Source organism: Streptomyces sp. NPDC059455, from assembly GCF_042750115.1.
In the GTDB taxonomy this organism is placed as follows: Bacteria; Actinomycetota; Actinomycetes; order Streptomycetales; family Streptomycetaceae; genus Streptomyces; species Streptomyces endocoffeicus.
In genome coordinates this window covers 99,481-120,374 of record NZ_JBHYVB010000006.1, presented here as the reverse complement: position 1 = coordinate 120,374, position 20,894 = coordinate 99,481, and the positions used below count along the sequence as shown (strand labels likewise).

18 protein-coding genes and 1 pseudogene are annotated in these 20,894 nt (G+C 69.8%); 11 read left to right on the top strand and 8 right to left on the bottom strand.

Features of this window, described 5'->3' with window-relative positions; all coding sequences use genetic code 11:
* Positions 1-81: 81 nt before the first annotated feature.
* Positions 82-729 carry a DUF4232 domain-containing protein gene (locus ACFXB5_RS03860; RefSeq protein ID WP_201850051.1) on the bottom strand — a complete coding sequence of 216 codons (648 nt, stop codon included), beginning with the start codon at positions 727-729 and terminating at the stop codon, positions 82-84.
* A gap of 445 nt (positions 730-1,174) precedes the next feature.
* Here ACFXB5_RS03860 and ACFXB5_RS03855 point away from each other — a divergent pair, with 445 nt between their 5' ends.
* The 7 genes from ACFXB5_RS03855 to ACFXB5_RS03825 all read left to right on the top strand — a co-directional run bounded on the left by ACFXB5_RS03855 (position 1,175) and on the right by ACFXB5_RS03825 (position 9,818).
* The gene (locus ACFXB5_RS03855) at positions 1,175-2,605 is read left to right on the top strand and encodes an MFS transporter (RefSeq protein ID WP_385202045.1); all 1,431 of its coding nucleotides are present in this window, start codon (positions 1,175-1,177) and stop codon (positions 2,603-2,605) included.
* Positions 2,606-2,772: 167 nt separating this feature from the next.
* Complete coding sequence (locus tag ACFXB5_RS03850; protein WP_385202043.1) at positions 2,773-4,350, top strand: FGGY family carbohydrate kinase; 1,578 nt, start codon at positions 2,773-2,775, stop codon at positions 4,348-4,350.
* 73 nt (positions 4,351-4,423) lie between these two features.
* Positions 4,424-6,097, top strand: coding sequence for an FAD-dependent oxidoreductase (locus ACFXB5_RS03845; RefSeq protein WP_385202041.1), 1,674 nt, complete (start codon positions 4,424-4,426; stop codon positions 6,095-6,097).
* Positions 6,094-7,647: an FAD-binding oxidoreductase gene (locus ACFXB5_RS03840; RefSeq protein ID WP_385202039.1), complete on the top strand. Its 1,554-nt coding sequence runs from the start codon at positions 6,094-6,096 to the stop codon at positions 7,645-7,647. Before ACFXB5_RS03845 ends, ACFXB5_RS03840 begins: the two co-directional genes overlap by 4 nt.
* A 63-nt stretch (positions 7,648-7,710) precedes the next feature.
* Positions 7,711-8,373 carry a glycerol-3-phosphate responsive antiterminator gene (locus tag ACFXB5_RS03835; protein ID WP_385202037.1) on the top strand — a complete coding sequence of 221 codons (663 nt, stop codon included), beginning with the start codon at positions 7,711-7,713 and terminating at the stop codon, positions 8,371-8,373.
* Positions 8,374-8,379: 6 nt separating this feature from the next.
* Positions 8,380-8,682, top strand: a complete 303-nt coding sequence (locus ACFXB5_RS03830) for a putative quinol monooxygenase (RefSeq protein ID WP_385202035.1) — start codon at positions 8,380-8,382, stop codon at positions 8,680-8,682.
* Positions 8,679-9,818: a zinc-binding dehydrogenase gene (locus tag ACFXB5_RS03825; protein ID WP_385202033.1), complete on the top strand. Its 1,140-nt coding sequence runs from the start codon at positions 8,679-8,681 to the stop codon at positions 9,816-9,818. The genes ACFXB5_RS03830 and ACFXB5_RS03825 overlap by 4 nt, the downstream gene beginning before the upstream one ends.
* A gap of 106 nt (positions 9,819-9,924) precedes the next feature.
* Here the strand turns inward: ACFXB5_RS03825 and ACFXB5_RS03820 are convergent, their stop codons facing one another.
* Complete coding sequence (locus ACFXB5_RS03820) at positions 9,925-10,143, bottom strand: EF-hand domain-containing protein (RefSeq protein ID WP_201850040.1); 219 nt, start codon at positions 10,141-10,143, stop codon at positions 9,925-9,927.
* Between the two features lie 278 nt (positions 10,144-10,421).
* Here ACFXB5_RS03820 and ACFXB5_RS03815 point away from each other — a divergent pair, with 278 nt between their 5' ends.
* Positions 10,422-10,988: a hypothetical protein gene (locus ACFXB5_RS03815; protein WP_385202031.1), complete on the top strand. Its 567-nt coding sequence runs from the start codon at positions 10,422-10,424 to the stop codon at positions 10,986-10,988.
* A gap of 14 nt (positions 10,989-11,002) precedes the next feature.
* Positions 11,003-11,164 (top strand): hypothetical protein, encoded by a 162-nt coding sequence (locus tag ACFXB5_RS03810; protein WP_385202029.1) that lies wholly within the window; start codon positions 11,003-11,005, stop codon positions 11,162-11,164.
* A gap of 99 nt (positions 11,165-11,263) precedes the next feature.
* Here the strand turns inward: ACFXB5_RS03810 and ACFXB5_RS03805 are convergent, their stop codons facing one another.
* From ACFXB5_RS03805 to ACFXB5_RS03785, 5 genes are all read right to left on the bottom strand, one after another.
* Positions 11,264-14,092, bottom strand: a complete 2,829-nt coding sequence (locus tag ACFXB5_RS03805; RefSeq protein WP_385202027.1) for a BTAD domain-containing putative transcriptional regulator — start codon at positions 14,090-14,092, stop codon at positions 11,264-11,266.
* A gap of 293 nt (positions 14,093-14,385) precedes the next feature.
* The gene (locus tag ACFXB5_RS03800; RefSeq protein ID WP_385202025.1) at positions 14,386-14,991 is read right to left on the bottom strand and encodes a hypothetical protein; all 606 of its coding nucleotides are present in this window, start codon (positions 14,989-14,991) and stop codon (positions 14,386-14,388) included.
* A 3-nt stretch (positions 14,992-14,994) separates the two neighbouring features.
* Complete coding sequence (locus tag ACFXB5_RS03795) at positions 14,995-16,149, bottom strand: hypothetical protein (protein ID WP_385202023.1); 1,155 nt, start codon at positions 16,147-16,149, stop codon at positions 14,995-14,997.
* A 74-nt stretch (positions 16,150-16,223) separates the two neighbouring features.
* Positions 16,224-16,667, bottom strand: coding sequence for a hypothetical protein (locus ACFXB5_RS03790; protein WP_385202021.1), 444 nt, complete (start codon positions 16,665-16,667; stop codon positions 16,224-16,226).
* On the bottom strand, positions 16,664-18,295 hold the full coding sequence (locus ACFXB5_RS03785) for a hypothetical protein (RefSeq protein WP_385202019.1): 1,632 nt from the start codon (positions 18,293-18,295) through the stop codon (positions 16,664-16,666). Before ACFXB5_RS03785 ends, ACFXB5_RS03790 begins: the two co-directional genes overlap by 4 nt.
* A gap of 310 nt (positions 18,296-18,605) precedes the next feature.
* Here ACFXB5_RS03785 and ACFXB5_RS03780 point away from each other — a divergent pair, with 310 nt between their 5' ends.
* The gene (locus ACFXB5_RS03780; RefSeq protein WP_385202017.1) at positions 18,606-19,775 is read left to right on the top strand and encodes a sensor histidine kinase; all 1,170 of its coding nucleotides are present in this window, start codon (positions 18,606-18,608) and stop codon (positions 19,773-19,775) included.
* The gene (locus ACFXB5_RS03775) at positions 19,772-20,476 is read left to right on the top strand and encodes a response regulator (protein WP_385202015.1); all 705 of its coding nucleotides are present in this window, start codon (positions 19,772-19,774) and stop codon (positions 20,474-20,476) included. Before ACFXB5_RS03780 ends, ACFXB5_RS03775 begins: the two co-directional genes overlap by 4 nt.
* 33 nt (positions 20,477-20,509) lie before the next feature.
* On the opposite strand, the pseudogene ACFXB5_RS03770 reads toward ACFXB5_RS03775, so the two are convergent.
* Positions 20,510-20,894: pseudogene (locus ACFXB5_RS03770) on the bottom strand (tetratricopeptide repeat protein); the annotation flags it as partial.

Genomic DNA, 20,894 nt, shown 5'->3' with positions numbered 1-20,894 from the left:
CCCAGCCGCGCCCCCCCCCCACAGGAGAGGTGGGGGGGCGGGCGCCCCGCCCCCCCCCCCCCCAACCCTGGGACGTACGGGTCAGCCGCCCTGACCGATGCCCCCGATCGGGCCGACCTTCACCGGGGAGCCGGAACCGTCCGTGACGGGGAGTGTGCCGCCGCCCGGCCAGTCGAGGGTGACCGACTTCGTCTCGTTCGGCGGGGTCACCACGAGTCCCGTGACGCGGACGCCGGAGCCGCCCGAGTCATTGACCGGGTAGTTGACGCCGAAGTACGTCGACTCCCCGTCCTTGAGGATGTGCGTGTCGGCCGGCTGACCACTGCGCTTCGCGGACAGCGCCCCCTCGCTGGTCTTCAGGTCGACGCCCGCGAACCCGGAGATCGCGCAGTCCCGGCCGCCACCGTTCTTCAGCGTCACCGCGACGGTGCCCTCGCCGTCGCCGTCGATGGTGCGGTCCGCCGCCGTGACCTCCAACTCGTCGGTGCGGCACTTGTCGATCTTGCCGTCCTCGTTGGAGCCGGTCCCGGCGGCTGTGCCCTGCTCGCCGGAGTCCTTCCCGCCGCCCTGATCCGAGCCGCCCGAGCCCGAACCACCGCCCGAGGAAGACGCACTGGACGCGGACGACGGGTCGCTCTTTCCCGCGCTGTCGTCGTCGTTCTGGCAGGCCGTGAGCGAGAGACCCGCGGCAACGGCCAGGGCGGCGATGGTGAGCTTGTGTATGCGCATCGTTTTTTCCTCAGGATCGGTTGGGGGCGCCGCCTGCTCCGTACGAGTCGGTACGAGCGAGCGTTTCTGGCCCCCAAGATCGACTCGATCCGCGGACCGTTCCGCCCAACCGTCCCCTAATACACTCCCGTTACACGCCGACGCCGTGAGCGCCATCGACCAGCCGCGCACCGCGAGCCGGTCGTGGCTGACCTCACCGGCGAGATGCCGGTCGAGGCGGCCGACCCGTCACGTTTCGGCAACCTGGCCGAAACCCTTGACGTTTCGCATGGCTCGTTCCTAATCTCGCTGCACCGCGTCATTGGCGGTTCCAGCAGTTCACGTGCTGCGGCGCTTTCCGCAGTCTTTTGGCAGGCACAGACACAGACCACCTGTCGGTGGCTTCGTCGTGCCTGTTTTTCTGTGCTCCCCGTGCCGCCGGTAGGTCTTCCTCGAAGGCGGATTCATGGCACAACGTCCGAGCGTCAGAGGCGTCGCCGACGTCGTCGCGCTCATCGATGGGCTGGGAAAGATCACCGGCCGGGCGCAGATCATCTGGTTCCTCGTGTTCGGCGGGCTGTTCCTCGACGCCTACTCGAACGCGGCGCTGAGCGCCGGTCTGGGGCCCATGACGACCCAGATGGAGCTCACCAGCACCCAAGTCTCGGTCCTCACGGCCACTGCTCCGGCGCTGGCCATCATCTTCAACCCCCTCGGTGGCTGGCTCGCCACCCGCATCGGCCGCGTTCCCCCACTGCTCATCGCCAAGGTGTTCGCGCTCGCGGGTGGCCTGCTCGCCGCGTTCGCCGGTGGCTTCACCGTCGTGTGGCTCGGCCGGGTCCTGGTGGGTGTCGCGTACGGCATCGACTTCGCGGTCGCCATGGCGCTGCTCGCCGAGTACACACCCGCGAAACTGGGCGGTCGGCTCAACCTGTGGCAAGCCGTCTGGTACGTCGCCACCACCAGCAACCTCGTCCTGGCCCTGGTCTTCTTCAACCTGGACGTCGGCGCCGACATCTGGCGCTGGTCGGTCGGCTCGGCCGCGGTCGTCGCCGTCGCGCTGCTGCTGAGCCAGGCGCTGATGCTCAAGGAGAGCCCGACCTGGCTGGCCGGCAGGGGCCGGCTGGACGAGTCCGTCGCCAACCTGGACCGGATCTACGGGATCAAGGCCGTCGTCGGTACGCCCGACGCGATGACCCGCACCGCGGCCGAGGCACCGGCCATCGGGTTCCGCCAGACCGGATTGCTGTTCAAGGGCGAGTACCTGCCGCGCACGATCCTCTCGTCGGTGATCTCGCTCGGGCAGTCGATGCAGTACTTCGCGGTCGGCTGGTACCTCCCGCTGATCAGTCTGACGATCTTCGGCGAGAGCTTCGAGAAGGCCACCATCGGCTCGATGGTGTTCAACGCCTTCGGTATCGCGGGCGGGCTGCTGTCCGCGTACTTCGGCCGCCGCCTCGGGCTGCGGCTCAGCTCCGCCGCCGGTTTCGCCGGGGTCTTCGTGGCCCTGGTGGCGATGGGACTAACCTTCGAGAAGGTACCCACGGCCGTGGCGTTCCTGCTGCCGGTGCTGTTCATCCTCTGTCACTCGGCGGGCCCCGGGGCCAATGGCAAGTCCATCGCCGCGCTCTCGTACACCAGTGACGTCCGCGCCCTGGGCACCGGTGTCACCGGAATGGTCGGCAGCTTCGGCAGTGTCGTCGGCCTGTATGTGTTTCCGCAGATCAAGGACTCGCTCGGGCTCGCCGACACCTTCCTGACGCTGTCCGTCGTGCCGCTGCTCGGCCTGATCACCTGCCTGTTGATCAAGTGGGACCCGACGAAGGCCGCCTCGCCCGACGAGGTCGCCGGACAGGACCGCGAGGCCGCTGCGGCGCTCTCCGTGACCGCGCCCTGACCCACCGCCGGACCTGGCACACCGCACGGTGGCCCCCTCCCCTCCGCGTGCGTCCCTTCCGTATCCCTTCCCTCCGCCTCCGCCGCATCCGTCCCCTCCGATCCGCATCCGTCCCCTCCGAATCCCTCCGCACGGCTCGCTCGCGGTGCTCGAATGAAAGGGCTGCCATGACCCAGAGGTTCCCCGGCGCCTCCCCACGGCGCGGTGTGCTGTCCATCGACGAGGGCACCACGGGCACCCGGGCCGGAGTCGTGCTCGACTCGGGCGCCACCCACGAGGTGTTCTACCGGCCGATCAAGGTCAGCCATCCGAATGACCTCTCGGTCGAGCAGGACCCGATGGAGATCTGGACCGCCACCCTCGAGGTGGCACGCCGGGCCGTCGGCGGGGCACGCGCGGACGGCGTCGAGATCACCTCGGTCGCGCTGTCCACCCAGCGTGCCACGGCGATGCTGTGGGACCGGGTCACCGGGCTGCCCTTGCTGCCCGCGGTGGTGTGGCAGGACCGCCGGTACGCGCATGAGCTCACCGCCTACGAGGCGGAGTGGGACGCCGTCCTGCTGGCCCGGCAGGGCCGGCCGGTCGGCGCCCGCGCCCCGTTCCGCTGGGCCGCCCGGCAGATCGCCGCGCACCCGGAGGTGGCCGAGGCGCACCGGGCGGGGCGGCTGCTCTTCGGCACCGTCGACACCTGGCTGATCTGGCGCCTCACCGGTGGCGTCGTGCACGCCACCACCCCGACCAACGCCGCGTCCACCGGTGGTTATCTGCTGGAGCGGCACGCCTGGGACGAGGAGTGGATCGGCCACCTCGGCTTCCCCCTCGGCCTGCTGCCGGAGCTCCGCTCCGACGACGCCGGATTCGGTACGACCGACCCGGCCGCCCTCGGTATCGCCGTCCCGCTGGCCGCCTCCATGGGCGACCAGCACGCCGCACTCGTCGCGCTCGGCGGTCTCGCCGCCGGACAGGGCATGTGCATGTACGGGACCGGCGCGTTCGTCGACGCGGCGACCGGCACCACGCCCGCCCTGCCCCGGTCGGACATCTCCGGGGTGCTTGCCCAGCCCGGCCGGCGGCAGGGCGACATCAGCCACTACAGCCTGGAGGCGTACACCTCCACCGTGGGTTCGGCGCTGCGCTGGCTCTGTGACGATCTGGGCCTGTTCACGTCGCCGAAGGAGCTCGGTGAGGAAGCGGGCCGGGTCCCCACCCGGCCGGGCCGCACCCCGCGTTTCATCCCGGCGCTCGCCGGGGTCCGTACGCCGGTCTGGCACCCGGAGGCCACCGCGTCCCTCACCGGGCTCACTCTCGCCACCACTCGCGCCGATCTCGCCCGCGCCGTGCTCGACGGGATCGCGCACTCGGTGTGCGATCTGATCGACGGGGTCGCCGACACCATGGGCACTCCGTTCACCCGGCTCCGGGTCGGCGGCGGCGTCGCCGGCAGCGACCCGCTGATGCGGATCCAGGCCGACCTGACCGGCCTGCCGCTGGAGCGGGTCGCCGACTCCGCCACCGCGAGCCTGCGCGGCACCGCCTATCTGGCCGGGGTCGCCCAGGGCCTGTGGCCCTCGCTCGAGGAGATCGTCGAGGCGCGGCCGCAGGGCCGGGTATTCGAGCCGTCGATCGCGTCGGCCGAGCGCACCGAACTGCGCACGGCCTGGCGCGATGTGCTGATCGCCCAGCTGAACGACCCCGCGCCGCTCCCCCCGCGGGAGGGCCCGCCCGAATCTCACACCCCCCACTGACGGCCCACTGACCGTCGCGCTGGCGGCCCGCCGACCACGCGGCCGCCGAACCGAAACACCAGGAGTTGATGTTGTGATCACCATGCCCGCCCGGAAACCGCGGCGCACCGCCGCGGCGACCCGTCGGACGCCGCTGCTGCTCGACCGGGCCGCCCTCAAGCGCCGACTGGCCGACGACAGGTACGACGTGCTCGTCATCGGAGGTGGCATCACCGGGGCGTACGCCGTACTCGACGCCGCCTCGCGCGGTCTGCGCGCGGCCCTGGTCGAGAAGGACGACTTCGCCTCCGGCACCTCGTCGAAGTCGTCGAAGATGGTGCACGGCGGTCTGCGCTACATCGAGCAGGGCAACGTCAATCTGGTCCGCCACTCGCTCCTGGAGCGCCACCGCTTCCGGAAGAACGCCCCGCACCTGGTGCGCCGGCTGCCGTTCCTCTTCCCGATCCTGGACAAGGAGGGTGTCTTCGACGCCCGCCTCGCCAAGGGCTTCGAGGGCTTGCTGTGGACGTACGACCTGGTCGGCGGATGGCGGATCGGCAAGCTCCACCAGCGGCTCACCGTTCCCGAGGTGCTCGCCCAGGCTCCGACGCTGCGCGCCGAGAACCTCAAGGGCGGGCTGATGTACTTCGACGCCCGCACCGACGACGCCCGGCTCGTCCTCACCATCGTCCGCACCGCCGCCGCGCTCGGCGCGACGGTCCTCAACGGGGCCAGGGCGGAGGGCCTGCTGACGCAGCTGGGCAAGGTGTCCGGTGCCCGGGTCTCGGCGGACGGCGACACCATCGACATCCGCGCGCGGGCCGTCGTCAACGCCACCGGGGTGTGGACCGACGAGCTGGACGCGAAGGCGGATGAAGGCCACCGGCCACAGGTCCGGCCCGCCAAGGGCGTCCATATCGTGGTGCCGTGGGACAAGGTGCGGATCAACTGCACGGTCACCGTGCCGGTCCCCGGCCGGGCCCGCCGCGCGACCTGCACCCGCTGGGGCGACAGTGTCGTGCTGGGCACCACCGACGAGGACTACCAGGGCTCCCCGGACGATGTGCACTGCACCCGCGAGGAGATGGACTTCCTGCTGGAGGGCGCCAACACCGCCTTCGAGGGAAAGCTCACCGCGGACGATGTGGTCGGCTCCATCGGCGGTCTGCGCCCGCTGGTCGGCGGCAAGGAGGGCGCCACCCTCGATATGCGCCGCGACCACCACATCACCGTCGGCCGCACCGGCATGGTGACGGTGACCGGCGGCAAGCTCACCACCAGCCGGCACATGGGCGAACTCGTCATCGACAAGGTGATGACGGTCCTCGGCAGCAGGGGTAAGAGCCGCACCACCGCCCTTCCGCTCCTCGGCGGCGCCGGTTACGACTCCGAGGCCGTCGCCGCGTCCGGTGGCATCGCCGCCCACCTGGGCGAGCGCTTCGGCACCGAGGCCCGCTTCGTCGGCGACCTCATCCAGGACGACCCGTCGCTGGCCGAGCCGATCGTCGCCGGACTCCCGTACACCAAGGCGGAGGTCGTGTACGCGGCCCGTGCCGAGCTGGCCCGGTCGGTCGACGACGTCCTGTCCCGCCGCACGCGCGCCCGGCTGTTCGCCCGGGACGCGTCCGTCGACGCCGCCGAGGCCGTGGGCGCGATCCTCGGCCAGGAACTGAACCTCACGGAGGCGGAGGTCGAGCGCTCGGTCACCGAGTACCTCGTCGCCGTCCGCCACGAAAAGTCCGTACTCCTCGAAGGGGCAGCAGCATGATCAGCCGTCAGACCATCACCCACCCGTTCAACCGGGGCAACTACACCGTCGGCGCCCCCAGCTTCGCCACATGGGCGCGGAACACCCCGATCGGTGACGGCGAGGCCGCGCTCCAGGTGAACCCGGTCGAGATCCCCGAGTCCGTGGTCGAGGCGCTGCGCGAGGCCGCGCACACGGTGCACACCTCCCGCGACGAGGTCGTCACCCGGACCCGTGACTGGTGGGCCGGTTCGATGATCGGCGAGACCGAGGGGCGGCCCGCCACCCCGAACGCCGTGATCGTCGAGGCGGCCGACGCGGACCAGGTGGTGGCCGTGCTGCGGATCTGCCACGAGGCCGGTATCCCGGTCACCCCGTCCGCGGGCCGCTCCAACGTCACCGGTGCCGCGCTCCCCGTCTTCGGCGGTGTGGTCCTGGACATGTGTGGGCTGAACCAGATCATCGGCTTCGACGCCGAGTCGAACGTCGTGGACGTCCAGGCCGGCATGTTCGGCGATCTCTTCGAGAAGGAGCTCCAGGAGGAGTACGGCGTCACCACCGGCCACTGGCCGTCCGCGTTCGCCGTCTCCACCGTCGGCGGCTGGATAGCCTGCCGCGGCGCCGGTCAGCTCTCCACGCGTTACGGCAAGATCGAGGACATGGTCATCGGCGTCGACGTCGTACACGCGGACGGCACCCGGGCCACCTACGGCGACTACGCCCGCGCCGCGGTCGGCCCGGACCTGCGCCAGCTGTTCATCGGCTCCGAGGGCACCCTCGGTGTCATCGTCTCGGCCCGGCTGCGGGTCCACCCGCTGCCGGAGTACGCGAGCGCCGCCGCGTACGGCTTCAAGACCTTCGCGGAGGGCCTGGACGCCTGCCGCAGGATCATGCGGCGCGGCGCCACCCCGGCCGTCCTGCGCCTGTACGACGCGCTGGAGTCGGGCAACCACTTCGGCCACCCGGAGACCAACCTCCTGCTCATCGCGGACGAGGGCGACCCGGCCATCGTCGACGCGTCGATCGAGGTGGCGAAGGAAGTCTGTGAGGAGTACGGCCCCGAGCTGGACAGCCGGGCCGTCTTCGAGCGCTGGCTGGACGAACGGATGCTGGTCGGCAAGTCCGCCGAAGGCTTCAACCCGGGGCCGGGCTTTGTCGCCGACACCCTGGAGATGGCCGCGTCCTGGACCGACCTCCCGGTGATCTACCACGAGGTGGTCGCCGCGATCCAAGCGGTGGACGGCACCCTGGCCGCCTCGGCCCACCAGTCCCACGCGTACACCGACGGCGCCTGCGTCTACTTCTCCCTCCGCGGAAACGTGGCGCCCGAGGCGCGCCGCGACTGGTACCGCTCGGTGTGGGACGCGGCCAACGCCGTACTCATCAAGCACGCCGCGGCGCTCAGCCACCACCACGGCTGCGGTCTGCTGCGCGGCCCCTACCTGGAGGAATCCCTCGGGGCGGGCTTCCCGACGTTCGTCGCGGTGAAGCGGGCCCTGGACCCGGTCGGCATCCTCAACCCTGGCAAGCTGGGCCTTCCCAGCCACTTCGGTACGTCTCCGCTGAACTGACCTCCTCTCCGCTGAGCTGACCTCAGTAGCCACAGATCCCTGACCCCCAGGTAGGCCCTCGCCATGACTCCTTCGCCGTCCCGGTCCGGTGCCCCGATCAATGCCAAGCTGGCCTCCGCGCTGGCCGAGGTCCCGGTCATCGCGTCGGTCGTCACCACCCAGCCGCTGCGGCAGTTCCTGACCGCACCGGCCAAGGTGTGCATCGTCGCGTCGCTCACGGTGGGGCAGCTGCCCAAGGCCGTGCCGGCGCTGGTCCGGGCGGGGAAGACCGTGTTCGTGAACGTGGACAGCAGCCCCGGTCTGGCCCAGGACCGGGGCGCGCTGGAGTTCATCAAGAACATGGGCGCGCACGGCGTGGTCAGCACCCGGCTCTCGCTGATCGAGAAGGGCCGGCCGCTCGGCCTGCTGACGATGATGAAGGTGTTCGTCACCGACCGGTCCAATCTGCGCCGCTCCACGGACGCGATCTCGCGCGGGGCGCCGGACCTGGTCGAGATCATGCCCGCCCCGATCGTCGCCCGGATGAGCGAGCAGGCACAGCGCGCGATGTCCCCGTCGGTCGCCGCGGGCTTCGTGGAGACCCCCGCGGACGTGGCGCTCGCGCTGGCCCTCGGATCCGTCGCCGCCGCCACGTCCGACCCCCGCCTCTGGCATCTGCGCCGCGACCAGCTGCCGCCGGTTCCGCCCTCCGCACTCAAGCGACCTGCCACACCCTCCCAGGAGTAAGCCCCCATGTCATACGTCGTCGTCGCCCGCTACCGCACCAAGGAGGGCGCGGAGAACACCGTCCTCCCCCTGCTCGACACGACAGCCGCCGCGTCCCGCCAGGAACCGGGCAACCTCGCCTACCGCGTCCACCAGGGCACCGAGGACCCGCGGGCGATCGTGCTGTACGAGGAGTACGTCTCCGAAGCCGACTTCACCGCGCACTGCGCCACCCCGCACTTCCAGGAGATCGTGCTCGGCAAGGTCGTCCCGCTGCTGGAGAGCCGTGACGTGCTGCGCTGCGCCCCGCGTCCTGAGGTGCGGGCATGAAGACCCGCGCGGTGGTGCTGCGCTCCATATCGACCGCCCGTCCCTACTCCGAGACCCGCCCGGTCGAGGTGGAGGAGTTGGAGCTGGGCGCCCCGCGCGAGGGCGAGGTGCTGGTCCGGATCGCCGCCGCCTCGCTCTGCCACTCGGACCTGTCGGTGGTCAACGGCGACCGGGTCCGCCCGCTGCCGATGGCGCTGGGGCACGAGGCGGTGGGCATCGTGCGGGAGACCGGACCGGGCGTCGCCCGGGTCCGTCCCGGTGACCACGTGGTCCTGGTCTACGTGCCCAGCTGCGGCTGCTGCGCCGACTGCGCGGCCGGCCGGCCCGCCCTGTGCGCACAGGCCGCCGCGGCCAACGGGTCGGGAGCGCTGCTGCACGGCCCGTCCCTGCTGACCGACGCCTCCGGCAACCCGGTCCACCACCAGCTGGGCGTCTCCGCGTTCTCCGAACACGCGGTGCTGGCCCAGGAGTCGGTGGTACCGATACCCCGGGACATCCCGTTCACGGTGGCGTCGATGTTCGGCTGCGCGGTCCTGACCGGCACCGGAGCCGTCATCAATACGGCGTCCCTGCGCCCCGGCCAGTCGACGGTGGTCTACGGCCTGGGCGGCGTGGGCCTGGCCGCGGTGCTGGGTGCCCGCGCGGCGGGCGCGTACCCGGTCATCGCGGTCGACCCGGTACCGGAGAAGCGCGAGCTGGCCCTCCAGCTGGGCGCGACCCACGCGTACGCCCCCGGCGAGGCGGTCGAGGCCATCCATGACCTCACTACCGGTGGTGCCGAGCTGGCGGTCGAGGCAGTGGGCAGCCCGAAGGTGATGGCCGAATGCCTGACGGCCGTGGCCCGGGGCGGCACGGCCGTCTCGGTGGGCCTGCCCGCCCCCGACCGGGTGCTGGAGGTCCCGGCGCTGACGTTCGCGGGCGAGGGCAAGTCCCTGCTGGGCTCGTACATGGGCGACGCGGTACCACGCCGTGACATTCCCCGGTTCCTGGACCTGTGGCGGGCGGGCCGGCTGCCGGTGGAGCGAATGCACACCGGCACCCTGCCGCTGACCGGCATCAACACGGCGATGGAGGAGCTCGCCTCGGGCCGGGCGATCCGTCAGGTCATCGACACATCGGGAATGCTGGACGTCTGACCCCACCCGTCTCCGCATGGCGTCGCTTTCGGTCGTCCACGATCCACGCGATGACGGGAAGGGGCCGTACCGCCTGCCGCACGATCACGTACCGGACCCGGCGGTGTCAGGCGTTCATGGCCGCCCAGAACTCCTCGAAGGACATCTGGCGATCGCCGTCCGTGTCGAGCGAGTCGATCAGCTCCTGGGCCTGCGACTCGGTGATCTCCGAGCCCTCCAACTCCGCCACGACCTTACGGTATTCGTCCGCGGTGACCAGGCCGTCCCCGTCGATGTCGTAGCGCTCGAAGACCTTCCGCGCCGCCGTCTCCATGATGTCTGCCATGTGCTCCGCCCTTCTGCGATCTTCGCTGACGGGCCCAGGCTATCCGTCCGCCCGGAGCGACGCGGGGGGCGGGCGCCTGACCGCCCCCCGCTCGCCGCACGCGGCGGCCGGGCGTTTCCCGTGGACCCCGGATTCCGCCCGAACCGCCGCATCGGCACCTGCCTTCTGGCCTGTTCGAGGCATTCCACCCCAAGCCACCGCGCTGTACTTTATCCGGGTATTTCATCGGGGCGGGTAGGGCATACATGACCGCCGACCGCCTCCTTCGAGGGGGGATTGTGGAACCTTCATGGCGCAAGCCCGCGCCTCTGAACTGGTCGGCCGCGCGCGAGGGGCAGTACACGACCGCGGCGCCCCTCCTGGGTGGTGCGAGCATCACGCTGCTGGGGCTCGTCATCACGGACCGCGACAAGTTCCGCTGGCCGGACCCTACCCTGCTCGCACTCGCCCTGACCACGCTCTTCATGGTCATGGCGGTGGTATGGGGAGTTCGCTCCCGCCAGTATCTGTACTCGCGCAGCGATGTCGAAGCCTGGTGGGGTCCGCTTTCCGAGATGTCCGACGATCGGCACGAGGAGCTGATTCAGGACCAACGGAAGCACTACTCCAGATGGATCAGCCTGGCCGGAAGAGCGGACTTCTGTTACTCGTCCGGGCTCTTGTGCCTGGCGGCGGGAAGTAGTCTTGCCCTGGCCCCGCTGGCTCACACGGCGGCACCCGCATGGCGGTGGTTCGCCGCCGGCACTACGGCCGCCCCGGTCGTCGTTGTGCTGCTCGTCTGGGTGATGCCATACATAGGCAACGCGATTCGGAGATGGCAGGCCGACAACCACGACTCGACATAGGAACAAGGAGCACCATGCCTCCCCGACAGTGCCCCGGATGCGACGCCGCTCCGAGCGAAAGGGCCGACCACTACGCCGACTGCCCGCTGAAGGATGTCCCGCTGGCGGAGGTCGCCGGGCTGACGTTCGAGGAGGCCAGGGCGAGGGCGGCACAATGGCGGGCGCGGAACACGTAACCCTGTCGGCCCGGGAGCGCGTGCCGCGCTCGGCGACGGGCCCTTCGCCGAGGCCTACGAGATCGGCCGGCAGCTGGACGCGATCTTTGAGGACAGACCCTAAAGCGAACCGGCCGTCAGCAACGTGCGATGCGCTCCGAGGCTCTTCCAGAGGTCAATGCCCTGCATGGCGAGTTCGATCGCGCTATCGGTACGCCCCGTGGCAGCGTGTACACGAGAGAGATTGCATAGGGCGGTGGCAATGCCCGAGAGGTTATTGCCGGTTCGGAACCCGTGGAGTGCCTCGCGGAAGTGCGCTTCAGCCTCTTCGTACCGACGCCGATAGATCGCGATGACGCCGCGCATATTCGATGCGTAGCACGCGGCAGTCAGGTCTCCTGTGGCGAGGCCGGTGCGGCCGGCCTCAGCGTCGGCCGGTTGTTCTGCCGCCACGTAGTAGAGGGAACTAGCACCGGAATCGACCAGTTCCCTCGTAACGAGAAGAAGATCTGCTGCGCGGCATACGACATCTTTATCGGAGGACTTGGCGGCTTGGTAGGCGCAGGAGAGCAGGCAATCGGCCTCGGTCAAGAGCCAGGCGAGCGCGGTGCTGGCATCGGGGAAGGCCTGCCCAAGGTGCTCGATGCGTGCCAGGTGCTCGATGAGCCGGTCCCCTGGTCGTTCCATGGCATACACGCGCGCCGCCGAGGACAGATAGAAGTCCAGGATCCGCGAGAACGCAGCCGCCCGGGTTTCCGGCCGCTCGTCCCGCACCGCACAACTGCACGCGTAAAGTCGTAGCAGGTCGTGGTAGCGATAGCGGCCGGGGACTACCGACTCCAGCAGACAAGTGTCAACGAGCGACTCAAGGATACGTTCAGTCTCCCGCGCTGGTGTGCCGAGTGCGGCTACAGCCGCACTCAACGAGATGTCCGGCCCATCACAGAGTCCGAGAAGCCGAAAAGCACGCGCCTGGGATGCGTTCAACTGCGCGTATCCGAATTCGAAGCTTGTCTGAACGGCCAGATCTCCGGCCCGTAGTTCTTGTAGGCGTCGGTGGACGTCGGCCAGGCGATCGGTCAGGGTATTGATGGTCCAGCCGGGCCGAGTCGCCAGACGAGATGCGGCAACTCTGATGGCCAGGGGAAGATAACCGCAGGCGGCAACCGCTTGACGGCAGGCCTGGGGCTCGGCCGAAGCTCGCTGATCGCCAACGATGCGGGTGAACAAGGCCAGGGCATCTCCCGGTTCCATGACGCTGAGGTCGATCATGTGGACACCGTCGAGGTCGGCCATGGTGGAGCGGCTGGTGATCAGCGTGGCGCAGCCGGGAGTACCGGGCAACAGCGGGCGAACCTGCGCGGAGTCATGGGCATTGTCGAGCAGGACCAGCACACGGCGGTCGGCCAGGGTTGAGCGGTACAGCGCCGCCCGCTCATGTATCCCCTCCGGGAGATCCGCGGGCGGGGTTCCCAGGGCGCGCAGGAACATGCCCAGTACGGCTGCCGGATCGGCGGGGCGGGGACCTTGGCCAAGGAGGTCCACAAACAGCTGCCCGTCAGGGAAATGTTTCCTGACCGCTTGCGCAACGTGCACGGCCAACGCCGTCTTGCCCGCCCCGCCCAGTCCGCGCACCGCGGAGAGCGCCATCACCGTCCCGTGGGTGTTCAGCAGCCGCTCCCGCAAGATGTGCACAGCGGTGGCACGTCCGGTGAAGTCGGCTGCTCCTGCCGGGAGTTGCGCAGGACGCGGTGGGGGTGCGTGCACGGGCTCTCCGTCGGCCGGGAACTCCTGTGGACCGGTGAGAGCGGGATCGGCGCGCAGGATGCGCTGGTGCAACCGGGCCAGTTCCGGGTTGGGCTCCACGCCGAGTTCTTCCGCGAGGAGGCGGCGGGTGTCGGTGTAGACGCCCAGGGCCTCTGCCTGTCGGCCGCTGCGGTAGAGCGCCAGCATCAGCAGCGCTCGTAACCGTTCCCGCACAGGATGCTGTGTGATGAGCGCGGTCAGCTCCGAGACCACCTCGGCGTGCCGTCCCAGTTCCAGGTCGAGCTCGAGCCCCTTCTCGAGCAGGCCCAGGCGCCACTCCTCGAGACGGCTGCGCTGGGCATGCGCGAAAGGGCCGGGGACTCCGGCCAGCGGTTGCCCGTCCCACAGCGCGTCCGCCATGTGGAGCAGCTTCCGCGCTTTGTGCGGTTCTCCGTGCGCCCTGGCGTCTTTCGCCTGTGCCTCGTAGCCCTGACACACTTCGAGGTCCAGCGCCTCGGGTCGCGCCCGGAGCGCGTACCCACCGGCGTCCGTCAAGAGCACTCCGGGGCCCAGCGCCCGGCGCAGCCGCCAGGCATAGGTGCGCAGTGCGGCGATCGCCTGGGGCGGAGGGGTTTCCCACACGGCGTCGACCAGCTCGCTCGCGGTGGCGGTGGATCCCCGTCGTAACAGCAGTACGCACAGCACGGCTTGCTCCTGCGGCGTGCGGATCGGCAGTGCCTGACGGCCGCGCCAGATACGAACCGGCCCGAGAACGACGAATCGCAATCCCGCGCCCAATGCGCCGTTCAGCCCATCGGTGCCCGCCGCGGCATCGACTACCCCGGCTTCCCCGGAAAGCCGCCCGCCGGTGGCAGAGACAACGGGCGGGGCCGGCAGGGCTGATTCCACTCGGCAGCGGCCAGGGGGAAGGGTGAAGCCAAGCTGCCCCAGCGACTTTCCGAACATTTTCTCGAGCACCCGTTGCCTCGACGGTCCCGGGCATGGTGGATCAAGCTGACGCCACCGATGAAATTGCCGCGCGGTCACCTGACCCGGTTCTCCCAGGCAGGCCGCGGCCTTAGCATATTCCGCGAGGAATACCGCCGGCCGGCCCCACTGGCGCTCCTCGCACAGCCGCGCAAAGACCGCTTGATCCATTTCTGCCACGCCCCCATTTTTACGCCAGCCCACCTTGACGGGCACCGCAATCACCGTATCCCCCAGGGGTATACGACCCCGGCGGGCGACTGGCAGAAAGTCCGATTCACCGAGTCCGCTCGCCCTGGCGCTCTCACCGCTCGCTGGTCCAACCGTCGGGGGCAGCCCTGGTCAGAGTCCTTGCAGCGGGGAAGGGCGAACAGGTATTCGGCGATCATCGGCGGCTTACTGACCTTTTATGCATGGACGGTTCACCGCTGTTGTGCGTGATCCTCAGCCCGGCGAATCGGCATATCCTGAAACCATCGCAGTGTCCCGGTGACTTTACGGACGGCGGATCAGATGAGTGTGGCCACCTTCTCGGAGGGCCTGTTGCGCCGCCAGCCCACAGCGAGGTAGGCGAGCATCCCGATGGGCGGGATGGCGCAGACCGTCCAGCTGATGGCCAGGGGCGGGCCCGGCTGGTCGAGCACGCGGACGTTCCGCAGGGTCCCGCGGCCGTGGCCGGCCGGGCCGTCGATGTCGAAGGTGAAGCTCCATGTGCCGGGTTCCGGCAGGGCCTGGACATCCAGGCCCCAGACATCCCGTTTGCGGGGGTGCCTGCTCAGCGGGGTCTCCCGGTCCTCGGCGTCGAGGCCGGGCCCGTCGATGGTGAGCTTGCCCGACTTTCCCGCGACGCCGTCGGCCGGTGCGAAGGTGAAGTCGAGTGACTGCATGGCCCGCAGGGGCCACTCGGAGAATCCGACGGTGACCGTGTAGGGCCCCGCCGGTACCCGCTCGGTATGGACGACGCCGACCGGGGCGTACGCCGCGGCCGGCGCGGTCGAAACCGCCACCAGCGCGAGCGCGGCGGCCGCGGCCAGCAGCACTCGGCGTGCGTGGTCTCGCAGCCACCCGGATGCGACGGCTACGGCGAGGAGCAGTGGTGAACGTGAGGAGCGCATGGGTCATCGGCCCTTCGTGACGGATGCGGTGGAGTGCTCGCGCAGCAGGACGGCGAGTCGTGCGGCGAGGTACCCGGCGAGGACGCCCGTCACCAGACCCACCGCCGTCATCTTCAGCAGTTCGGCCGCGGTCGGGCCGGAATCGCCGAGCAGGGCGCTCTGGACGGGGAGGGAGAGGCCGATCACGGCTCCGCCTCCGGCGCCCATGATCTGCGGCGCGATGCGGCCCGACCAGCCCCGCTTCCCGCTCAGCCACAGCAGTGCGGTGATGGCCGCTGCCGAGAGGAGCATGAACACCGGAATCCCGGAGGGCAGTTCCGGCGGATCGTCGCCGAGGTTGTCACGCAGCGGCAGACCGGTCGCATCGGCGTAGACGCGGGCCGCCCAGGGAGAGAACCACCACAGGACGAGCTGCAGGACGCCGAGGGTCGCGGCGATCGTCAGTGCGGTCATCCGCCGGCCGATGGTGAGCGTCCCCAGGATCAGCAGGAGGGTGGCGAACAGGATGGTCCCGACGAGATCGGGGTCCACTGGCAGGGGCAGTGCGCCGAATGCCTTCGTCGTGATGGGGCTGAAGACGATGAGCACGGGAACACTGACGATCACGCCTGCCCGGCCCCACCGGGTGTCGCGCGCCGCGGCGAAGACGATGACGCTCCCCACCATGGTGAAGGAGATCGAGAGGAACAGCCCGATGTGGGGCGGTGAGTCCAGCACGGCGTCGAAGCCGTACAGCGAGTGCCACCACAGGTCCAGAAGCCCGAAGAGAAGGAACAGGGCGGCCCCCGTACCGGTGATCAGATAGCCCAGTGGGGCCCGGAAGACCCCGCCGAGGACGCGCACGGGTTTGCCGCCGGGGAACTGGTCCACGGACCGGCCGGCGCGCTGGGCAGCGGTCGCGATCAGGACCATGGCCAGGCTGGCGATGCCGGCGACGGCGCTGCCGGAGTACAGCATGAGGTGGGAGAGCGTGAAGAACGTGTCCGGGCCGACGTCGACGTGCCACTGGATGTCCCAGCTGATGCCGAACAGGGACAGCGTCGTCCCGGCCAGGACGGTGTTGGCGGCGATGGGGCCGGTCCTGCCATCGCCGGAGACTTTGACGGCGAGGGATGACTGGGATGCCCTGCTGCCGGTGACGGGTAGTGCTGTGCTCACGGGAATGCCTTTCTCATGACCGTGCGAGTCTCATGACCGTGCGAGCGGTTACTGGCGTTTGCGTGGTCGGTTGTTCAGCCGGAGATCGCCAGGGGGAAGTCGAACTGGTCGCTCCGTGTGCCGTAGTCGACGCTGACGTGGAAGGTCCAGCGCCCCGGCATCATCAAGTGGACGGCTGTGGAGTAGCTGCCCGGCTTGTGAACCCGCGCGCGTGCCGCGGGCGTCGCGTGTCCGTGGGTGGGCATGACGGCCTGCAGGGTGACGGTGGGCGGACGTCCGCTTCGCTCTCCTCGGCGCGGGGCCAGGCGTATATCGACGTCCGTGGCGCCGGTGCGGGGCCGGGCCACGGTCAGTGTCACTTCGTCGGTGGCACTGCCCGAGGTCAGCGAGATGGCATCGTCCGTCCATGACGGAAGGAATCCGATGGCCACCAGGGCGAGGGACACCGTCAGCAGCGCCGCGGCGACCCCATACAGAAACCGGGCCATGGGGGTGCGGGAGGCGGTGCGGGCGCTCACTTCGCCGCTCCCGCCGCCGGGGCCACGTGCAGAAGGTAGGGGACGGTCAGGATGGCGCTGTCGCTCTCGGCCTGTATCCACACGCGGTAGTAGCCGGGGCGGGAGAAGGTGTACACGAAGGAGGCGTCCGGCCCGTAGGCGGCCACGGTCTCGTCCGCGGGACTGTCGCCGTTGAGCGGCATCAGCCCGCTCATCGAACCCATGCCCCCCTCGTCCCCGCCTGGGTGCCTCCCGTGTTGCATGGCGGCCATGTCGTGGGCCGAAGCGCCTCCCATGTCGTGTGTGGAGTCGCTGCTCATGTCGCCGCCCATGGAGTGCGCATGAGCCCAGACGGGTGCGCCCTGGGCGGCTTGTCCCATGCCTGTGGGGCTGGTCGCGTCCGCCCTGTCGAGCGGCCCGACCACGATCATGTGACCGACCATGCCGAGCCAGGGCTGGAGCGTCGGTGTGTCGCCGACGCGCGCGATCAGGGTGGTCGCTTCTCCCGCTCTGGGTGCGGGCGCCGACAGGCGCACCGGTACACCGCCGATCGTCCGCGTTCCCGGCCCCTGCGGGGCGAGTTCGGCGGGCAGGGTCGGAGGGCCGCCACGCGCGGAACCGTCGGCGACGGTCAGGCCGGTTGCCGAGCGCACCTGCTGGATTCCGCCACCGCGCCGGGCGAACTCCGCGGACACGGCGTAGTGGCCGGCCGCGGGCAGCCGCAGCTGAACCTCGTAGGTGCCGGGCGCGGTGCGTACGGGATGCAGGTGCCAGAGCTCACCGGTCGGTCCGATGACCAGCAGGTGCATCAGGGCACCGTCGTGGACGAGGAGATCGTCCGCGGGCAGGCCGGTGGAGCCGTCGTTCACGCTCAACCGGAGTGTGCCCCGTTCCGCCGCCTTGGCCCGGTACGAACCCAACTCAAGTGAGGCGGGCGGCCGGGAGTAGTCGTTCGTCACCGGCCGGACGACCGAGTAGGGATCGGTGACGTTGTCCTTCGTGGCATCCACCTGCCCGCCCGGCTCGGGCGGCAGAGGCAAGGAAGTGGACAGCAGTGCGGCGGTCACGGCTACCGCGAGCGCGGCCACGACACCTCCTGCCGGCAGCAGCACCCAGCCCCCGCGCCGGGCCCGGACAGCGACGAACAGGGTCACCAGCATGAGCACACCAGCGGTGACGAAACCGCCGAACACGGCGAGTTCCGGCGGAGACGTGGCCTGGCCCGGCACCGTGAAGGGAATCCGCGCGGTGCGGGGTCCGTCGTCGACGACGAGTTCCCAGGGCCCGGCCCGCTCGATGTCCAGGGCGGCGCTGTAGGACCCCGGTGTGCTGCCGAGCTTGACCGAGACGCTGCTGGTGGTGGTCCCCACCGAGGAACCTTCCGCCCGATCCGCCGACGCACCCGTGGGAACGGTACCCAGGCGCAGTGTCCCCGCGGCGGTGCCTCGATGAGTGAGCACATCCACGTGCAGGGGGCCGGGCAGCCCGGTGACGCGCCGCAGGATGAAGGTCAGGTCGCGGTCGCCGAGCGTCTGCGCGACCTGCAAGTCGCCTCCAGCCGTGGAATCCGCCCGTGCGGGGGATCCCACGGTGACGGACAGGCCGAGGACACAGAGCACGGCCGCCGCCACTCGCGCCGCGCGTGACATACCAGGGCGATTCCGGCCGGCGCGTCTGCCGCGAACGGATACAGGGGGTGGGTTGTCGTTCACGCGGCAGACACTAAGAACCGCCCCCACGCGGTGTCATCACGCACCCGAGGCACGTCATGTCCCCCGCTCGGGGGACAATGCCTCCCCCAGGCGCGGGAAGGTTTTTCTGCGCCGCTCGTGCACCATAAGTGCATGCCTGGTGCGACCGGCCCCGTACAAGGTGGCATTCCGACCGCACGTTCCGCCTTCCCGCATGCCCGTGGTGCGGGCATGCGGACATCCTGAGAGAGGGGCCTTGTCCGCTCAGATGCGGGACCCGAGTGGGTCCCTGACCCGGCAGTCCCTCATGGTGGCGGGCTTCTGCCTGCTCGCGGATACGCTCGCCTTCTCCTACGAGGGTTCGCATGTGTATCCCGCCGTGTCCTTCTGGTGCCTGCTGGCCGGGATCGCCCTGGTGGATGCGGCACTTGCGAGTTCGGCCCGGCTTTCGGGAGTCGTGGCTCTCGCCCAGGCGGCACTGGCCGTGGCCGGTGCGCTGGTACTGCCCAGCGGCAGCCCACTGCCGGACACGAACGACGCCGGATTGCTCATAGCGGCCTATCGGGCCGGAGCCTGGCTGAACGGCCTACCGGCTGTTCTGGCCCTCCTCTACCTGGCCGCGGGATCCATCGGGGCCAGGACACTCGGCGGCACGACCGATCTCACCGAATGGCGCTCGATTCTGCTGAGCGCGGTGAAAGAGGCCCTCCTCGCCTGGCTGGTCGGCCGCTACACCACGGCCCGGGGCGCCCACATCGCCGAGCTGGAACAGCGGGCCGTCCGGGAGCGCGAGTTGGCCCGGCAGAATCTCGCGAATGCCATCGCCGAGGACCGCAGTGCCATCGCCCGGGACCTCCACGACGTCATCGCCCATCATGTGAGCGCCATCGGTGTGCATGCCGGAGCCGCCCGGCTGGGACTCTCCGGCAAGGAGGTGTCACCGGTGTCGACGGCGCTCGCGGCGGTGGAGACCTCCAGCCGAGCGGCCCTTCTCGACCTGCGCCGCCTGCTGGATTTCCTGCACGACAGCCCCGCTGAAGGCGCACGGCAACCGGGTTTGCGCGACCTCGACCAGCTCATTCAGGCCGTGTCCGCCGCCGGTCTCGAGACGAACGTCAGCGTCCAGGGCGCCCGACAGGAACTGGAGGGGTCCTTGGACATCGCCGTCTATCGTGTGGTGCAGGAGATGCTGACCAACGCCCTGCGCCACGGCGACGGCCATGTGGACATCACCCTGCGCTACGGCACTTCGCGCATCACGGTCACCGCGGTCAACCCGATCGCCGCCTCGGAGCGGCCCGTGGAGGATTCTCCGCACCGGGGCCTCGAGGGCATCAGCAGCCGAGTCGGTATGTTCAACGGGTTCGTCTCGTACGGACCGGTACACGGCGAAGCCGACTGGAAGATATCCGCCACCTTCTCCATGGACGGCATATGAGTCTGCGTATTCTCCTGGCCGACGATCACGCCATGTTCCGCTCGGGACTGAAAGCGGTCCTGAGCACCCAGGACGACCTGTGCTGTGTCGCGGAAGTGGCCGATGGCCAGGCGGCCGTCGAAGAGACCATCAGGTTGACACCCGACGTCGCCATCCTGGACGTCCGTATGCCGCGACTGGACGGACTGCGCGCGGCGGAACGCATCCTCGGCAGGCCGGGCAACACCACGAAAGTCATCGTGCTCACCACCTATGACGACGACAGCTACGTCTACAGCGCCCTCCACATGGGAGTCAGCGGATTCCTCCTGAAGAGCGTCCCTCCCGAGGAGACGATCGCGGCCATCCGCATCGCCGACAGAGGTGATGCCATCATCGATCCCTCGGTCACGCGCCGTCTCATCTCCCGCTTCGCCGGCAGCATCGCGCCGCCCGCGTCCTCCACCGAGCTTGACAGACTGACGGCCCGTGAGCACGAGGTCCTGATACTCGTGGCCCAGGCGCACAGCAATACGGAGATCGCCCGCGCCCTGGGCATCGGCGACGAGACGGTCAAGACACACGTATCCCGGATCCTGGCGAAGCTGGGTCTGCGCGATCGCACTCAAGCCGTCATATACGCGGCCGCCCACCAACTCGTGGCACCGCTTCCTCCTCTGCCGCCCTCGGCCCACCGCCTTGCTGACCGCCAAGGGCCGTGAGGCCCCTGGGCGCGTCAGCCGGACTGGACATCTTCACCGCCCATCGGCCTGGATATCGGCGACGAGCTTTTTCGCCGCCGCCAGCTTCGGCCCATAGGCCTCGGGGTCCGTGGCGTTGAGCGCGGTGTAGATGTCCACGGCTTCCCGCGCCCGTGTGAGCGCCTGGTCCCGCCGGCCGGACTGCCGAAGGTAGGGGATCGTCGGAAACATCAGCCAGTCGCCCAGCCCTCCGCGATACTTCCCGGGGTTCCCGGTGGCGAGTTGGCGGAGCAGGTCGGTGGCCTCCACGGCGCGCTGTGCGCCCTGGACGTGATCGGGCTTGCCCCACAGGGCCTGCGCCAGATTGACCAGCGCCCAGGCCTTTCGCCAGCGGAGTTCATCGGATCCGGGTTGTTCATGGATGAGCTTGTCGTAGAGC

What these genes read in the sequence shown, in the direction of transcription:
- ACFXB5_RS03820 (WP_201850040.1), bottom strand. Translation starts at nt 10,143, where the DNA reads ATGGCAGACATCATGGAGACGGCGGCGCGGAAGGTCTTCGAGCGCTAC.
- ACFXB5_RS03830 (WP_385202035.1), top strand. Translation starts at nt 8,380, where the DNA reads ATGTCATACGTCGTCGTCGCCCGCTACCGCACCAAGGAGGGCGCGGAG.
- ACFXB5_RS03835 (WP_385202037.1), top strand. Translation starts at nt 7,711, where the DNA reads ATGACTCCTTCGCCGTCCCGGTCCGGTGCCCCGATCAATGCCAAGCTG.
- ACFXB5_RS03825 (WP_385202033.1), top strand. Translation starts at nt 8,679, where the DNA reads ATGAAGACCCGCGCGGTGGTGCTGCGCTCCATATCGACCGCCCGTCCC.
- ACFXB5_RS03855 (WP_385202045.1), top strand. Translation starts at nt 1,175, where the DNA reads ATGGCACAACGTCCGAGCGTCAGAGGCGTCGCCGACGTCGTCGCGCTC.
- ACFXB5_RS03800 (WP_385202025.1), bottom strand. Translation starts at nt 14,991, where the DNA reads ATGCGCTCCTCACGTTCACCACTGCTCCTCGCCGTAGCCGTCGCATCC.
- ACFXB5_RS03850 (WP_385202043.1), top strand. Translation starts at nt 2,773, where the DNA reads ATGACCCAGAGGTTCCCCGGCGCCTCCCCACGGCGCGGTGTGCTGTCC.
- ACFXB5_RS03785 (WP_385202019.1), bottom strand. Translation starts at nt 18,295, where the DNA reads ATGTCACGCGCGGCGCGAGTGGCGGCGGCCGTGCTCTGTGTCCTCGGC.
- ACFXB5_RS03775 (WP_385202015.1), top strand. Translation starts at nt 19,772, where the DNA reads ATGAGTCTGCGTATTCTCCTGGCCGACGATCACGCCATGTTCCGCTCG.
- ACFXB5_RS03840 (WP_385202039.1), top strand. Translation starts at nt 6,094, where the DNA reads ATGATCAGCCGTCAGACCATCACCCACCCGTTCAACCGGGGCAACTAC.
- ACFXB5_RS03810 (WP_385202029.1), top strand. Translation starts at nt 11,003, where the DNA reads ATGCCTCCCCGACAGTGCCCCGGATGCGACGCCGCTCCGAGCGAAAGG.
- ACFXB5_RS03860 (WP_201850051.1), bottom strand. Translation starts at nt 729, where the DNA reads ATGCGCATACACAAGCTCACCATCGCCGCCCTGGCCGTTGCCGCGGGT.
- ACFXB5_RS03780 (WP_385202017.1), top strand. Translation starts at nt 18,606, where the DNA reads ATGCGGGACCCGAGTGGGTCCCTGACCCGGCAGTCCCTCATGGTGGCG.